At 62.4% G+C, this 14,816-nt stretch carries 15 protein-coding genes and 1 other RNA gene; 7 read left to right on the plus strand and 9 right to left on the minus strand.

The window, feature by feature from the left end:
* Positions 1–120: 120 nt before the first annotated feature.
* Entirely contained in the window at positions 121–1,176 is a 1,056-nt protein-coding gene (locus tag RQP54_RS00150; protein ID WP_315676057.1) for a Fic family protein, read from the minus strand.
* Between the two features lie 163 nt (positions 1,177–1,339).
* Here RQP54_RS00150 and RQP54_RS00155 point away from each other — a divergent pair, with 163 nt between their 5' ends.
* Positions 1,340–1,543, plus strand: coding sequence for a hypothetical protein (locus tag RQP54_RS00155; protein ID WP_315676058.1), 204 nt, complete (start codon positions 1,340–1,342; stop codon positions 1,541–1,543).
* Positions 1,544–1,554: 11 nt separating this feature from the next.
* Positions 1,555–2,043 (plus strand): DUF3489 domain-containing protein, encoded by a 489-nt coding sequence (locus RQP54_RS00160; RefSeq protein WP_315676059.1) that lies wholly within the window; start codon positions 1,555–1,557, stop codon positions 2,041–2,043.
* A gap of 569 nt (positions 2,044–2,612) precedes the next feature.
* Here the strand turns inward: RQP54_RS00160 and RQP54_RS00165 are convergent.
* From RQP54_RS00165 to RQP54_RS00180, 4 genes are read right to left on the minus strand one after another with little or no spacing between them, the layout of a single operon-like run.
* Positions 2,613–3,083 carry a hypothetical protein gene (locus RQP54_RS00165; protein WP_315676060.1) on the minus strand — a complete coding sequence of 157 codons (471 nt, stop codon included), beginning with the start codon at positions 3,081–3,083 and terminating at the stop codon, positions 2,613–2,615.
* Positions 3,084–3,104: 21 nt separating this feature from the next.
* The gene (locus RQP54_RS00170; protein ID WP_315676061.1) at positions 3,105–4,754 is read right to left on the minus strand and encodes an AAA family ATPase; all 1,650 of its coding nucleotides are present in this window, start codon (positions 4,752–4,754) and stop codon (positions 3,105–3,107) included.
* Positions 4,754–4,999, minus strand: coding sequence for a hypothetical protein (locus RQP54_RS00175; RefSeq protein WP_315676062.1), 246 nt, complete (start codon positions 4,997–4,999; stop codon positions 4,754–4,756). The genes RQP54_RS00170 and RQP54_RS00175 overlap by 1 nt, the downstream gene beginning before the upstream one ends.
* The gene (locus RQP54_RS00180; protein ID WP_315676063.1) at positions 4,996–5,220 is read right to left on the minus strand and encodes a DNA-binding protein; all 225 of its coding nucleotides are present in this window, start codon (positions 5,218–5,220) and stop codon (positions 4,996–4,998) included. The genes RQP54_RS00175 and RQP54_RS00180 overlap by 4 nt, the downstream gene beginning before the upstream one ends.
* A gap of 329 nt (positions 5,221–5,549) precedes the next feature.
* On the opposite strand from RQP54_RS00180, the gene RQP54_RS00185 reads away from it, so the two are divergent.
* The 4 genes from RQP54_RS00185 (at position 5,550) to RQP54_RS00200 (ending at position 9,155) form a co-directional block, all read left to right on the plus strand.
* Entirely contained in the window at positions 5,550–6,443 is an 894-nt protein-coding gene (locus RQP54_RS00185) for a hypothetical protein (protein WP_315676064.1), read from the plus strand.
* 464 nt (positions 6,444–6,907) lie between these two features.
* Positions 6,908–7,369, plus strand: a complete 462-nt coding sequence (locus tag RQP54_RS00190) for a DUF2924 domain-containing protein (protein WP_315676065.1) — start codon at positions 6,908–6,910, stop codon at positions 7,367–7,369.
* Positions 7,366–8,706 carry a recombinase family protein gene (locus tag RQP54_RS00195; protein WP_315676066.1) on the plus strand — a complete coding sequence of 447 codons (1,341 nt, stop codon included), beginning with the start codon at positions 7,366–7,368 and terminating at the stop codon, positions 8,704–8,706. The genes RQP54_RS00190 and RQP54_RS00195 overlap by 4 nt, the downstream gene beginning before the upstream one ends.
* Positions 8,703–9,155, plus strand: a complete 453-nt coding sequence (locus RQP54_RS00200; RefSeq protein WP_315676067.1) for a hypothetical protein — start codon at positions 8,703–8,705, stop codon at positions 9,153–9,155. Before RQP54_RS00195 ends, RQP54_RS00200 begins: the two co-directional genes overlap by 4 nt.
* A 233-nt stretch (positions 9,156–9,388) precedes the next feature.
* Here the strand turns inward: RQP54_RS00200 and ssrA are convergent.
* The 4 genes from ssrA to ompA form a co-directional block, all read right to left on the minus strand.
* Positions 9,389–9,765, minus strand: a transfer-messenger RNA (tmRNA) gene (gene ssrA, locus RQP54_RS00205).
* A 15-nt stretch (positions 9,766–9,780) separates the two neighbouring features.
* Positions 9,781–10,458 carry a phosphoglycolate phosphatase gene (gene gph, locus RQP54_RS00210; RefSeq protein WP_409997514.1) on the minus strand — a complete coding sequence of 226 codons (678 nt, stop codon included), beginning with the start codon at positions 10,456–10,458 and terminating at the stop codon, positions 9,781–9,783.
* Positions 10,455–11,165 carry a bifunctional 2-polyprenyl-6-hydroxyphenol methylase/3-demethylubiquinol 3-O-methyltransferase UbiG gene (gene ubiG, locus RQP54_RS00215; protein ID WP_315676068.1) on the minus strand — a complete coding sequence of 237 codons (711 nt, stop codon included), beginning with the start codon at positions 11,163–11,165 and terminating at the stop codon, positions 10,455–10,457. The genes gph and ubiG overlap by 4 nt, the downstream gene beginning before the upstream one ends.
* A gap of 100 nt (positions 11,166–11,265) precedes the next feature.
* Complete coding sequence (gene ompA, locus RQP54_RS00220; RefSeq protein WP_315676069.1) at positions 11,266–11,910, minus strand: outer membrane protein OmpA; 645 nt, start codon at positions 11,908–11,910, stop codon at positions 11,266–11,268.
* Positions 11,911–12,156: 246 nt separating this feature from the next.
* Between ompA and gyrA the strand changes: the two genes are divergently transcribed.
* The gene (gyrA, locus tag RQP54_RS00225; RefSeq protein ID WP_315676070.1) at positions 12,157–14,787 is read left to right on the plus strand and encodes a DNA gyrase subunit A; all 2,631 of its coding nucleotides are present in this window, start codon (positions 12,157–12,159) and stop codon (positions 14,785–14,787) included.
* Positions 14,788–14,816 lie beyond the last annotated feature (29 nt).

Genomic DNA, 14,816 nt, shown 5'->3' on the forward strand with positions numbered 1-14,816 from the left:
ACCACTCTTCATCGCCCGTGGTCGATAGAAACCTTTGATTCATTGGGCCAGCACCGAGGTATCGCCCGGCGGCTATCGCCGATCTATCGACGATAAGGCTCAGGATGTCCGATAGCACCTTCATGGCCTCGCCCCCGTTTGTTCCCATTTGGCAGCGCGGCCTTTGCCCGTTGGCGTGATCAACCCTTCGGCTTTCATGGCCCGCAAGACGACGCGCACCATGTCGCGGCTAACACCCGGGCAGGCTTCTTCGATTTCGGAGATCGAGAACGGCAGGCTGCGCTTGAGGATTTCGGCTCGCACACGGTCGCCCTTGGCACCGCGCCCACGTTCAATGGTGCCGACACGTGCTTCGAATTCCTTGTAGGCGCGCAGCAGTGCGCCCCAGAAGTAGTCCAACCACGGCGCGATATCGTGGGCACCGTCGTGCCAGCCCTGCGAACTGGCCTCCAGCGTTTCGTAATAGCTCTCTTTCGACTCTTCGAAGATGCGCTCCAGACTGATGAAGCGGCCTACCGCGTAGTCGAAGTGATAGAGCAATTGCAGGGTCAGCAAACGTGCGATGCGGCCGTTGCCATCCGGGAAGGGGTGGATGCAGAGAAAATCGAGGATGACCAGCGGCACCAGCACAAGGGGGTCAGCCAAATGTTGATCCAGTGCAGTACGATAGCGCGCAATCAGGTCGGTCATTGCCATGGGCGTGAGATGCGCCGCCACGGGCCGGAAGCGAATGCGCGAGCTGCCATCGGGGTGGCGCTCGATGATGTCGTTGTTGGTGGCTTTCCAGTGCCCGCCCGGCTGTGGCATGTAGCGATACAGAATGCCGTGAAGCTGCAGGACAGTGCCCTCCGAGAATGGCATCTGCTCGCCACTTTCGTGGATCAGGCCCAGCGCGTCACGGTAGCCTGCCACCTCTTGCTCGGAGCGGCTTTGCGGCGTGGCGTTCTTGAGCACCAGCGACTTCAGGCGGTGCGCCGCGACCACCACGCCCTCCAGGCGGTTGGATGACTCGGTGGACTCCACCACGGCCACCTGACGCAAGTCGCTCAACACCTCGGGCGACTGTGCCACGTATAGCTGCTGCTTGCCCCGGTACTCGCCCAGAGCACGTAGCGTCGCCAGTTGCTGGGCATCAAAGCGCAGCTTGGCGAGGTAGTCGGGCAAGAGTGAGTGCATGAAGGATCTCGGGGGGCCGTAAATGGGGTAATCGTACTCTGAATTGGGGTAATGCGCCACGCCATTGCCCTTATAAATGAATAATTACCCTATTTGGCAACGCTTGGCTTCCTGATCGTTCAGCGCGTGAATGGGGGCGTCATCAATTAATCCGGAGCCTGCCATGACCACCCAGTCCACCGCCCTCGAAACCTACCTGCAAGGCCTGCCGCTGATCCTCGACAAGATCGAGGCCATGCGGCAACTGGCCGATGATCATTTCGGCCATGACCCGGCTGCCATCCACTGGGGCCACGTCGGTGACCTCGGGCGGGTGGATCAGGCGCTGGATGACCTGCTGGCGATCTTCGATAGCCAGGCCAAGTAAGGGAGGCAACGATGGAAGCCCTGCCCAAACTCTCCCCAGCCCAAAGCCTGCTGCTACGAACCGCCGCCCGCCGCGACGATGGGCGCGTGATCCCGCCTGACACTCTGCGCGGCGGCGCGCGGGTTAAGGTATTGACTGCGCTGTTGCTACGTGGCTGGATCGAGCCTGCTGCCGACGGCGACCACCTGCTGACCGACGCGGGCTACGTGGCCATCGGGCAGCAGCGCCCCGTACCGCTGGATGACGTCCAGCCGATGGACACCACCGACGACCTCCAACTTCTGGAGGGCATCTCGGTTCGCCCCGGCACCAAGCTCGCGGCGTTGGTGATGGCGCTACGCCGCCCGCAGGGGGCAACCAGCCTGCAACTGATACTGGCCACCGGCTGGCAGCCGCACACGGTGCGCGGGGCGATCTCCGGAATGCTGCGCAAGAAACTCGGCCTGAACGTGGTGCTGGCGCACAACGATTCCGGGGAGCGGGTGTATCGCGTGGTCTGATCAGCGAAGGCCGGGGCGTGAGTTCAATTCACCCCCTTGCCGCAAGGGTGTCCAGTTTCTGGATACCCCTTTGCGCGCTCGGGCTGCAAACCTGCGAGCCCGGTACGCACCTAGGTTCGCACCTTCTGCGTTCCCGCCATCCCGTCCACGTTAGCACTGGCGCGGCATTCGGCCCGTTGGCCCACATCGCCGGGTGCGAACCGCAAACCCTGCAAACCTTGTTTTCTGGTCGGACGGTAGCGAAATGCTGCGCTGTCGCCCCCCGTATTGAAATATCGCCAGGAAGGACCCCTTTCGCCTGGGCGGGTCGCCGCTTCCCGGTCCGGCCAGCATCAACACTCGAGTGAGGTGAGCATTCCCAATGCTCACCCTCTCTTTAGAGAGGAAACACCGGGAAGCCGGGAATGCTTTGATTTAATTGGGTTTTAATCCTTCCCGGCTCCGCTGGGAACGATTTGGTTCGGGAACGATTTAAACCCTTGGTTTTGCTGGTGTTTAATCGTTCCCACCCCTGAGCGTTCCCGGTGGGAAAGCGGGAAGCCGGGAACGATTGTTGGGGGTGGGAAGCATTACTCGGCAACCGGCCGACCGGCGCTGGAGGGGGTCAGGTGGCCGGTGACAAACACCGCCTGCCCTTGGGCGACCGGACCATCGGGCACGTCGAGCCACTTCACCAGTTTGGAGCCTTCGGCCATGGCCGTGATCAGCTCACCCTGAGCCAGCAAAGCATCCACCCAGCCGGTGAGCCGATGCTTGCCGATGGTGTGGAAGGCTTCGGGCAGCTCATGGCGGCGCTCGTACAGACCGTTGCCGCCAGTCTTAGTGTAGGGCTGACCGTCCCGTGCGGCACGGGCGATGGCGGATTTCAGGGCGGGCAGCAGGTCATCCGGCTCCGGTCGGGTCTGGCGCAGACGGTCGCTGCAATCGATCAGCAAGCCGCTGGTACCGCGCAAGAAGGTGGTCATGCGCAGGTTGGCGCGGCCATTGGCCTTGACCACGCCGCCCATCACCATGCGGCCGCGCTCAAAGGGTTCGCCCAAGGACTCGCAGAGCTTCTTGGCCTAATCTTCCTTGGGGTGCCACAGGGCGTAGACCGCCCGCACGCCGTCGACCAGACCGCCAGTACCCCGGATCGCTTCGCGGGCCTGCTCGGGCGTGGATGCCTCGCGCTTGGCAAAGTGGTGCGACACGATCACTGAGGCCCCCGTGCTGGCCGCCAGCGCCGCCAAACGCGAGCAGACAAACTGGGCGTTTTCTGGCACGTTCAAGTCCAGCGCGCACAGCGGCTGCAGCGGATCGAGCACCACCAGGCACAGGCCGGGCATGGCCTTGAGTTGCCGCTCCAGATCCATCCACGCTGCTGTGATCGTTGGGCCTCGGCTGGCGGGGTCGGGCGCGAACAGTGGCACTGCGCCACCGGCATCGGGCAGGGGTAGCACGTAGAGCCGGTCTGGAATCGGCCCGAGTGCGTTGAGCCGGTTGTGCACCTCGATGGCATCATCCTCGGCGGTGATGTAGATCGCCACGCCATGACCTGCCAGCGCGCCGCCGAACAGGGTTGGAGCATTGGCCCAGACGCCATCGAAAGCTGCGACTTCACGCGTGAGCGCCAGCAGCAGGAAGGATTTGCCGACCCCGCCCGCAGCGGCGATCAGCGCGGCTTGTGCCTGGGGGAACACGCCTTCGACCAGCCAGCGGCGTTGCTGGGGCTGCCCGATGAAACGGTCGGCCGCCCGCCAGCGGGTGATGTCCAGCGTTGGGGTGGCGGTGGCAATGTCGGTGACCGGCGCGGAGGTACGTAATAACGCCTCGACATCGAAACCTTCGGCCATGGCATCGGCGGCATCCCACTTCGCGGGCTTGTCCTGCGGCACACGGACACGGCGGACCGAGGCTCCGATGCTCGCCAGCTTCCGGATAGCAGCAGTGGCATAACGCGCACCTGCTTCATCATGATCGGGCCAGACGGCGACCGTTTTGCCTGCCAGCGGTGTCCAGTCGGTCTTGTCGATGGTGGTCGCCGCGCCGCCCATTGCCGTGGTGGCAACGATGCCCAATTTCATCAGGGCATCGGCGCATTTTTCACCTTCGACCAGCACCACGGCATCCGCTGTAGCGATGGCAGGCAGGTTGTAGAGTGGACGCGGCTCCGGCATACGCATGGCTCGCGCCCGCACATCCCACGGGCGGTACTGCTTGCCGGTGGGTGTGTCGTGGCGATAAACACAGGCCAGCAGACTGCCGTCGGCCGCGTGGTAATTCCATTTGCCGGTGTGCGGGCCGAGATCGTCATAGGCACGGCTGGTGTGCAGCACTGGCGCGGTGGCGATACGCGGCACCATCAGCCAATCACCTGCGTCTTCCAGCAGGTCGCTGAAGTCAGCGGGCAAGTGGTAGCCCCGCGTGCTGGCCCACAGCGCCAGCACATCGCCCGATTCGCCGGTGGCGAAGTCAATCCACAGGCCGCGCTTGGGCCCGTCCAGTTCGACCACCAGGCTGTCGCCGGGCTCGCCTTGTAGGTTGCCGATATAGAACTGGCCGCCACGCCGCTTGCCGCGTGGAAACAGATAGAGCAGCACCGATTCCAATTGGTCCAGCAGGCGGGCGCGGATTTCATCCTTGTCGTGGCGCGGCAAGATGAGGTCGGCTGCATCGTTGAAATCGAAGAAAGGATGGCGGACTACTGTGGCCGCTTGCGTGGTAGTCGCCATCATTGCGTGTGCCCCGCATCCAGCCGTGCCTTGAACCAGTCGCCATTGGCGCGCACGCAGTAATAGGCGCGACCGGGGCCGGTGTCCTTGGCATCGGGCACGATCCACAGCTGTTCGCGGGCGTCGTAACGCCAGCTGCCCGGGCCGAACATTTTGTCGAGCATCGCCTCGATGCCGTGCTCGGCAATGTGGGCACGGAGTTGCCGGGTGAGGCTGTCGCGCTGGCGGCGTTGGGCGCGGTTCATCGCCAGATTCCTTCGCTGATGGATTGGCCTGCGGTGCAGCGACGGGTGCGCTGTGCCTCGTGTGCCGACACATCATCCATGCGGTATAGCACCCGGCTGCCCAGCTTGAGAAACGTCGGGCCGTTGCCGGTCATGCGCCAGCGCTCAAGGGTTTTTTCGGAAAGGCCCCAGCGGGCCGCCAGCGTGCGCGGGGTGATCAGTTCGGGCAGCGTGTTTTGCATCGGAATCTCCTGTCGTCGTTGGGGGACGCTGTCCCGTCGAGAGGGATGTGCGCCCGCAATGAGGAGATTCTTCGCCTGCTGATTTCCGAAGGCAAATGGCCAAAATTCGCTTTTGTGCGAAACGGGCACCAATAGCCCCCAAGCGTTACTCTAAATTGCTATCTGCTTCAGGGTTTTTTTACAACAGTGCCCCGGATATCGAGGACGACCAAGGCTGAATCGTGCCCGCAAACCCTCAGCCACCCGCTGCGCCCTGATCGACCTGAACTGTCTCCACGCGGACCATTACACCTGTCTGAACCATTCTCTATTTTCGACAGGAGTCCACCGTGAATCTGATCCGCCGCAGCAAAAAATCCACTGACGTCACAGCCAATGCCGAATCCCCTTTGAATGAAATCGGGGATGTCAGTGCCGTGGCGGCGATGTTTGCCCGTCTGCGCCAGCAAAACGCCCAGTACGACCAGGCCATTGCCGCACTGGTCACGGCCAACCGCATCACCTGTGGCTGGGACAAGCCCGCCGAGCCAGAGATGGCGCTGACCATTCAGCGCGAGGTGCTGCTGGCCTTGGACGATGCGGATGCGCTGGCCAAGTTCGATCAGGAACACCAGCAGGCACTGGCCCTGGAACAAGCCGCCCGTGATAAGGCCACGCAGCAGGTACTGGAAGCGCCCACCCGCATCAAGGCGCTGGAGCAATACCTCAACGACCTGGCGGGGCAGATGGTGGCCGGGCTGGATGAGACGCTGATCGATCAGGAAATCCGCCGCATCTTCCGGCCCAGCGCGCAGCGAATGCTGGAGGCCGCCAAGATCTTTGTGCAGGCCTGGCGCGAGATGCAGAGCGTGGAGGCAGTCCTGCTGCAACGCGTGCGCCTGACCCACACACGCGTGACCGGCGATGCCTGCACCCGGTATGACCATGAGCTGATCGGACAGGCACGCGATGGCGATCTGCTGCCCACGCTCATCGAGGGTCTGCCGTATGAAGCGCTGCGTGATCTCAATGACGAATTCACACGCACCGACAACGAACTGGTCGCGGCGCTGGACAACGCTCTGCGCAGCGCGGGCTTCGATGGCTTCGGCCTCAAAGTCTATCGCCCCAAAGCCAAGGGCGATGAGCGCAGCATTTACGCGCCCGACCCCAATCCGCCGAAGAAGGTGCTTGCGCCCTACGCGGGCCATCGTGTGTGTGACGTGGTGCGCGTGGATGTATGAGGGAGACAATCATGGAAATCCAGCCTTCACGCCAGCATCAGCCTGATCGCATCGGGCCGCTGTCGCCACGTAGCGCACCCGCCCCGGATATTCTGGTTCGCCCGCAGCAGTTCTTGCCACCGGCAGCACAGGCAGCCATCACGCGGGATGACGGTGTGGGTGCAATGCCGTCCGTATCGCAGGCATCGTGGGGCGATGCATCGATCAACGTTCCGGGCAGGCCATCGATATCCATCGTGCGCCGACCACGGCGAGTACGGGTAACGCTGCCATGGTGGTGGCGCTGGCTGTGTGCAGCCGCGCGTGTTGAACGCCGCCTCCGGCGTTGGTGGCATCGCCACGTCCAACGTCAGCCGCGTCAGCATCGCCGCCGGTGATTAATAGACGATAGAGCGCGGTTTGACTTGGCTTCTGCCAGCCACAGCGCGTTCATGGACCTGTCTCAACCACAGGAGAAACTCGAAATGACGGACACCCCCAACGGCAGCATCTCGGCCCAACTGGCCGTGCTGCCATCCCTGCCGATGGCCGAGCTCTGGGCGCTATGGGATCAGCACTTTCCCCGGCGGCCCAGCCATCGCAATCGCCATTACGTGGAATCGCGTCTGGCCTACCGCATCCAGGAGAAGGCCTACGGCGCGCTGCCCACCAACATCCGCAAGATGCTGGTCGAGGCCGGAGCCAAGCATTCCAAGATCAAAAGCAGTGTTGGGCGCAACGCGCAGACCTTGTTGATGCCCGGCACCACGCTGATCCGCGAATGGGATGAGCGCCAGCATCGCGTCACCGTGACGCCCGATGGCCTGTACGAGCTCAACGGTCAGGTGTTCAAGAGCCTGTCGGCGGCAGCGCGCCACATCACGGGCACGCAGTGGAACGGGCCGAAATTCTTCGGCCTGCGTGACAGCAAGGCAGGTGGTCAATGAACGCGCCATTGCTCGTGCCGCCCAAACGCTGCGCGGTGTATTGCCGCGTGTCCAGCGACGAAAGGCTGGACCAGTCCTTCAATTCTATCGATGCTCAGAAGGAAGCCGGGCACGCCTTCATCAAGAGCCAAAGCCACGAGGGCTGGATCGCGGTGGCCGATGATTACGACGACGGCGGTTTCTCTGGCGGCAACATGGAGCGGCCCGCACTGCGCCGCCTGATGGCGGATATCCAGATGGGCAAGGTCGACATCGTGGTTGTTTACAAAATTGACAGGCTCAGTCGCTCGCTGGCCGATTTCGCACGGATGGTCGATGTGTTCGACCGCCACCGCGTCAGCTTCAGCTCCGTCACGCAGCAGATCAACTCGGCCACCTCGATGGGCAGGCTGATGCTGAACGTCCTGTTGTCGTTTGCCCAATTTGAGCGCGAAGTGACCGGCGAGCGCATCCGCGACAAGATCGCCGCCAGCAAGGCCAAGGGCATGTGGATGGGCGGGCCGTTGCCGCTGGGATACGACGTCGATAATCGATTGTTGGTGATCAACGAAGTTGAGGCCACGTTGGTGCGGCGCATCTTCGATGACTTCGTAACCGTGCGCTCGGCCACGCTGATGGCCAAGGCCTATGGCGCGGAAGGGGTAGTCACCAAAGGCGGCAAGCCCTTCACCAAGCAGACCATCTATAAGATGCTGCACAACCGGATGTACCTGGGCGAGATAGTGCACAAAGGGCAGAGCTTCCCCGGTCAGCATCAGGCCATCGTGACGCAGGCGCAGTGGGATGCAGTCCACGCGTTGATCGCCACCGATGGCATTGATCGCAGGCGCGAAACCAATGACCGCCAGAGTGAACCGGTGCTGCTGCGTGGCCTGCTGTACACGTCTGATGGCGAACGGCTGGTGCCGAGCTACACAAAGAAGAAAGGCAAGACCTACCGCTACTACAGCCCGATCAAACACCGGCGCTTCGGCGCATGGGCCAGCCAGCACGGGCCGCTGCCAGCCGCGCCGATTGAAGAACTGGTCACGCAGCAAATCGTGGCGGCGCTGTCAGCCCCGCACATCGTGCAATCGGTGTGGGACCGGATGCAGCAGATTCGACCGGACCTTACCGAGCCGCAGGTCGTGCTGCCGATGCGCAATCTCGCCAGTCTGTGGCGGGAGTTGTTTCCAGCGGAGCAGTGCCGACTGGCGCAACTGCTGATCGAGCGGGTGGTGATTGCCGACGGCGGGCTGGAAATTATCTGGCGCGATCAGGGTTGGCAGGATCTGGCTGGAGAGTTGCTGCCCAGCACCATCGGTGCGGAATTGCAGGAGATGGAGGACACTGTATGAAACCTAAAGTGCAGACCTTGGGCGCAGCCATCGCCCGCGAACGCCGGGATGGCGGGCAGGTGAAGCTGTCCACCTTTATCCCGTTGAAAATCCGCAAGCGTGGCGGAAGCAAGGTGGTGGTGCGCCCGGACGGCCAGCTCGACACGCTGGGCAAGGTAGTCACCCAGATCGACAAGCCCTTGCTGGTGGCGCTGACGCGGGCTTTCTACTGGCAGCAGTTGCTCGACGACGGCATGGTCGGCAGCGGTAGCGAGATCGCCCAGCGTGAAGGTCTGCACCACTCGACGGTCAACGAGCTGCTGCGTCTGACCCTGCTGGAGCCTGCCATCATCCAGACCATCCTGGCCGGGCGGCAGCCCCGGTGCATGAGCCTGCTGTGGTTCCAGCGCAATCCGCTGCCGACCGACTGGGTGGCGCAACGGGAGGTGGTAATGGCGTTTGATGCCTGACCGGTCGCCTTGGTTGACGATGAACCGCCGCGCATAAGTGCTTGATTTTGCGCGAGCCAAAACCGCGCCTACCCGCAGGGCAAACGGAGAATAGAGACAGATTTGGAGCCGGAAGCGCCGAAAACCGGGCCTTTCGGCAGGTCGCCACCCGCAGTACGGATGGCCGGAACCCCGCACTGCGCGGGGATTTCAGGCAAGAAAAAGGGCCCGGAGATTATCCGAGCCCTTCAATTTGGTGGAGCTGGGGGGATTTGAACCCCCGTCCGAAAGCCATCTTCGAGCAGATCTACATGTTTAGCGGTCTGATTTGGATCTCGCCACGTGTGTCGCGCAGTCGCACGCTACAAACGCCGCCAGTACCCTGTTTTCTCGCCTGCCACCAAGGTACCCGGTGTCAGGCCAGCCGATGTAAATGACCTTACAGCCTGGACAGCTTGCGCCACCCTTGCCCGGCCCATCGGCCTGCCGTTGTAAGGCTCACTGGTTATTAAGCAGCGAGTGCGAAACGTTCGTCGTTTGCAGTTAGTTTTTTTGAATCAGTTTTACGAGCACATTCAGCTCGACATGCACCACGTCGATTCCGCACCCCCGTCGAAACCAGTGCAGCCCCGTGATGGGTGCTATTTTAGGCCGTCCGGAGCAATTGCAATAGGTCCAGCGGACTATTTATGTGGGCCTGTGCGCCCCACTGGCTGGTGTCCGACTGGGACCCCAGATAGCCATAAGTGGCCGCTACGGTGGGCATGCCGGCGGCCCGGCCAGCCACGATGTCGCGCTCATCATCACCCACGTACATGCATTGGTCCGGCGCCAGCGCCATGACCTGGGCTGCGTGCAGCAATGGCGCGGGATGCGGCTTGGCATGGGGCGTGGTATCGCCGCTGACCACAGCCGCCGCCTTGGAAAAAACCGGCATCGAGGCCACCAGCGGAATGGTGAAACGCTGGGATTTGTTGGTCACGATGCCCCACTGCAGGCCCAAACGTTCCAAAGCCCCAATCAGATCTGCCACGCCGTCGAACAGAAAGGTCGAGCGGGTCATCCGCGCTTCGTAGTTGCAGAAGAACTCTTCGCGGTAGGTCAGGAAATCGGGGTGTTCGGGTGTCATGCCAAAGGCCACACCCAGCATGCCGCGTGCGCCAGCGCCGGCCATCGGGCGGTAGGCGTCGATCGGCAGGCTGGGCATGCCGCGGTCGGTGCGCATCTGGTCCGCAGCAGCCCCCAGATCGGGTGCACTGTCGATAAGGGTGCCATCCAAGTCGAACAGCACGGCACGGATGCCTGCGGAAATCACCACGGTCATGCCACCTTGCGCACTGCAATCATGTAGTTGACGCTGGTATCGTCACTGAGACGGTAGCGCCGGGTCAGCGGGTTGTATTCCAACCCCTTGGTATGGGCCAGCGACAAACCTGCCTCACGGCAGTAGTGGGCCAGTTCGCTGGGACGGATCATCTTGGAATACTCGTGCGTGCCCCGGGGGATCATGTTGAGGATGTATTCCGCGCCCACGATGGCCAGGGCAAATGCCTTGGCGTTGCGGTTGATGGTGGACAGGAACACCCAGCCGCCCGGTTTGACGAGGTCGGCGCAGGCGCGGACCACAGACTGCGGATCGGGAACATGCTCCAGCATTTCCATGCAGGTCACGGCGTCAAACTGCCCGGCACGTTCACTGGCCAGCGCCTCGGCGCTGATTTCGCGGTATTGCACATGGGGCGTCTGGGCCTCCAGGGCGTGCAACTGCGCCACCTTGAGTGCCTTGCTTGCCAAGTCAATGCCAAGAACGTCGGCACCGGCACGGGCCATGGAATCGGCCAGGATGCCTCCACCGCAGCCAATATCGACAACCTTCAATCCAGAGAGCGGCTGGATCGCCTGAATCCATCCCAAACGCAAGGGATTGATGTCGTGCAGCGGACGAAATTCGCTGTCCATGTCCCACCAGCGGTGGGCGAGTTCGGAGAATTTGGCCAGTTCGGCCGGATCGGCATTGACTTGGTTGCTCATGATGGAATTATCCCGCGAAGCACCGGGCCTCGAAGCGCTGCCCGAAGGGCAGAAAACAAAAAACCCGCCGAAGCGGGTTTCTTGGTTGGAATCCGAGGGATTACTTGGCGCGGGTACCGACCACTTCGATTTCCACGCGGCGGTTCTTGGCGCGGCCTTCCTTGGTCTTGTTGTCAGCCACGGGTTGCTTCTCGCCCTTGCCTTCGGTGTAGATGCGGTTCTTTTCGATGCCCTTGGACACCAGGTAAGCCTTCACAGCTTCAGAACGTGCCACAGACAGCTTCTGGTTGTAGGCATCGCCACCGACGGAGTCGGTGTGGCCCACGGCGATGATGACTTCCAGATTGATGCCCTTGACCTTGGCAACCAGGTCATCCAGCTTGGCCTTGCCCTCAGGCTTCAGAACTGCCTTGTCGAAATCAAAGAACGCATCAGCGGCGTAGGTCACCTTAGAGGCAGCGGCAGCAGCAGCGGGGGCTGCGGGTTTGGCTGCAGCGGATGCAGCAGCAGTGGCAGCGGGTGCGGCAGCAGCAGGTTCAGCAGCCTTGGGAGCAGCGGCGATTGCGCCGTCACAACCAGGAGCAGCAGTGGCGGGGGTCCATACGGCATCGCGCCAGCACTCACCGGAAGCGCTCTTCCAGACTTCGCCAGAGGCACTGCGCCAGTTGTGAATTTCCTGAGCGCCAGCAACGGTGGCAAGGGCGGCAGCGGCGATAGCGATGGCTACTTTATTCATGTGTTTCATGGTTTTCCTTAGAACAGAACAAACTGCAGCTGCGCTGCAAGCATGGGGGCAATCCTACCAAAACAATAGCGTTCCGGTGTCGCACGATTGTGCCACATGCAAAACACCCGCTGGTGCGTTCCCCCGCCCGATACACGAGAAATCGCCCGACAAACGTGAATAAGTTGTTGCTGCACCGCGACAAACCAGTCTAGCGCTGCATCCCCTTAGAATGGCAGGTTGTCCAGCCTACGGCCCTCCGATCCCATGACACAGTTCGCCAAAGAAACGCTCCCGACCAGTCTCGAAGAAGAAATGCGGCGCAGCTACCTCGATTACGCCATGAGCGTGATCGTGGGGCGTGCCTTGCCCGATGCGCGAGACGGCTTGAAGCCAGTGCACCGGCGCGTACTGTTTGCCATGCACGAACTCAACAACGACTGGAACCGGCCATACAAGAAGTCGGCCCGTATCGTCGGTGACGTGATCGGTAAGTACCACCCGCACGGCGACCAGTCGGTGTATGACACCATCGTGCGCATGGCGCAGGACTTCTCCATGCGCCACATGCTGGTAGACGGCCAGGGTAACTTCGGCTCGGTGGACGGAGACAACGCTGCGGCGATGCGTTACACCGAAATCCGCTTGGCCAAGGTGGCGCACGAACTGCTGGCAGACCTGGACAAGGAAACCGTGGATTTCGGGCCGAACTACGACGGTTCGGAAAAAGAACCCCTGGTGCTGCCCACCCGCCTGCCCAATCTGCTGGTCAATGGCTCGGGCGGCATTGCCGTTGGTATGGCCACCAACATTCCGCCGCACAACCTCAACGAGGTGGTGGACGCCTGCCTGCACCTGCTGCGCAACCCCGAAGCCACGGTCGATGACCTGATGGAGATCATCCCGGCACCCGACTTCCCTACCGCCGGCATCATCTATGGCATTAACGGCGTGAAGGACGGCTACCGCACCGGCCGCGGCAAGGTGGTGATGCGTGCACGCTGCCACTTCGAGGACATCGACAAGGGCCAGCGCCAGGCCATCATCGTCGACGAGCTGCCCTACCAGGTCAACAAGAAGACGCTGCAGGAACGCATGGCCGAACTGGTGCACGAGAAGAAGATCGAGGGCATCAGCCACATCCAGGACGAATCGGACAAGTCCGGCATGCGCCTGGTGATCGAACTCAAGCGCGGTGAAGTGCCCGAAGTGGTGCTGAACAACCTGTACAAGCAGACGCAGCTGCAGGACACTTTCGGCATGAACATGGTGGCGCTGGTCAACGGCCAGCCCAAGCTGTGCAACCTGAAAGACCTGATCCAGGTCTTCCTGCAGCACCGCCGCGAAGTGGTGACTCGCCGCACGGTGTACAACCTGCGCAAGGCCCGCGACCGCGGCCACGTGCTCGAAGGCCTGGCCGTCGCGCTGGCCAACATCGACGACTTCATCGCCATCATCCGAAACGCCCCCACCCCCCCGGTGGCCAAGGCCGAGCTGATGAGCCGCAGCTGGGGCAGCAAGCTGGTGCGCGAGATGCTCACCCGTTCACGCGAAGATGGTGGCGTGGTCAATGCCGACGATTACCGCCCCGAAGGACTGGAACGCAGCTACGGCATGCAGGGCGATGGCCTGTACCGCCTGTCCGACACCCAGGCCCAGGAAATCCTGCAGATGCGCCTGCAGCGCCTGACCGGTCTGGAGCAGGACAAGATCGTAGCCGAATACAAGGAAGTCATGGCCGAGATCGACGACCTGCTGGACATCCTGGCGAAGCCCGAACGCGTGTCCACCATCATTGGTGAAGAGCTGACCGTCATCAAGACCGAGTTCGGCCAGACCAAGATCGGTGCCCGCCGCAGCCAAGTGGAACACTCGTCGTACGACCTGTCCACCGAAGACCTCATCACCCCGACCGACATGGTGGTGACCCTGTCGCACAGCGGCTACATCAAGAGCCAGCCGGTGTCCGAGTACCGTGCCCAGAAGCGCGGCGGACGCGGCAAGCAGGCTACCGCCACCAAAGAGGACGATTGGGTCGACCAGCTCTTCATTGCCAACACGCACGACTACATCCTGTGCTTCTCGAACCGCGGGCGCCTGTACTGGCTCAAGGTGTGGGAAGTGCCGCAGGGCTCGCGCGGTTCACGTGGCCGCCCCATCGTCAACATGTTCCCGCTGGCCGAGGGCGAAAAGATCACCGTGGTGCTGCCGCTGACCGGCGAGTCGCGCACCTTCCCGGCCGACCGCTTCGTGTTCATGGCGACCAGCATGGGCACGGTCAAGAAGACCGCGCTGGACGAGTTCTCCAACCCGCGCAAGGGCGGCATCATTGCCGTGAACCTGGACGAAGGGGACTACCTGATTGGCGCGGCGCTGACTGACGGTAAGCACGACGTGATGCTGTTCAGCGACGGCGGCAAGGCCGTGCGTTTTGACGAAAACGATGTGCGCCCGCTGGGCCGTGCTGCCCGCGGCGTGCGCGGCATGATGCTCGAAGACGGCCAGAGCGTGATCGCCATGCTGGTGGCCGAAGACGAGGAGCAAAGCGTGCTGACGGCCACCGAAAACGGCTATGGCAAGCGCACCAGCATCGTCGAATACACCCGCCACGGCCGCGGTACCAAGGGCATGATCGCCATCCAGCAGTCCGAACGCAACGGCAAGGTCGTGGCCGCCACCCTGGTCCACGCCCAGGACGAGATCATGCTCATCACCGACAAGGGCGTGCTGGTGCGAACCCGGGTCGCGGAAATCCGCGAACTGGGTCGCGCTACCCAGGGCGTGACGCTGATCAACCTGGACGAAGGCTCCAAGCTCAGCGGGCTGCAGCGCATCGTCGAGAACGACGCCAATAGCGCCGAGGGCGAAGCTGGCGAAGGCGACGAAGCGGCGACCTGAGCGACACCATGAAACGTGCAAGTCGCTAC

It is taken from the genome of Curvibacter sp. APW13, from assembly GCF_032337135.1.
Classification (GTDB): Bacteria; Pseudomonadota; Gammaproteobacteria; order Burkholderiales; family Burkholderiaceae_C; genus Allorhodoferax.